Genomic DNA, 620 nt, shown 5'->3' on the forward strand with positions numbered 1-620 from the left:
CGCCAACTTTGGTTCGGTCAGTCTGCTTCAGTCTCACCGCCAAGGCAGCCGAGACACCCGGTGTAAGGGGAAGCAGAACACCACCTGCCTCTGTGGTGTTACCTTCGATTCGGTCAGCCGGCTGAACTCTCACCGCCGGGGCAGCCGTGACGCCCTATGCAAGGGAAAGCAGAACGCCACCTGCCCCTGTGGCGCCACTTTCGCTTCGGTCAACCTGTTTAACTCTCACTGCCAGGGCAGCAGAGATGTCCGGTGCAAAGGGAGGCGGAACACCACCTGCCCCTGCGGTGCCACCTTCGATACGGTAAGCCTGCTTGACTCTCACCGCCAAAGCAGCAAAGACGCTAAGTGCAGAGGGAAGCGGAACACCACCTGCCTCTGCGGTATCACCTTCGATTCGGTCAGCCGGCTTAAAGCCCACCGCCAGAGCAGCAGCAATGCCCGGTGCAAGGGAAGGCAGAATACCACCTGTCCCTGCGGCTTCACCTTCGATTCGGTCAGCCTGTTTCAGTCTCACCGCCTGAGTAGCAGCGACGTGCGATGCAAGAGACAGCGAATCAAAAAGAAAGTAGATGGGATTTAAAAAGAATCGCTATCTTACTCATTGACTAGCCTTTCGT

General features: G+C 57.4%; 1 protein-coding gene. It reads right to left on the reverse strand.

Going from position 1 to position 620, the window contains the following annotated elements; translation table 11 throughout:
- Positions 1 to 154: 154 nt before the first annotated feature.
- Positions 155 to 517 carry a hypothetical protein gene (locus E1189_RS00670; RefSeq protein ID WP_155158210.1) on the reverse strand — a complete coding sequence of 121 codons (363 nt, stop codon included), beginning with the start codon at positions 515 to 517 and terminating at the stop codon, positions 155 to 157.
- Positions 518 to 620: the final 103 nt, after the last annotated feature.

Origin of the sequence: Parendozoicomonas verongulae (assembly GCF_009711465.1) — a bacterium.
GTDB lineage: Bacteria > Pseudomonadota > Gammaproteobacteria > Pseudomonadales > Endozoicomonadaceae > Sansalvadorimonas > Sansalvadorimonas verongulae.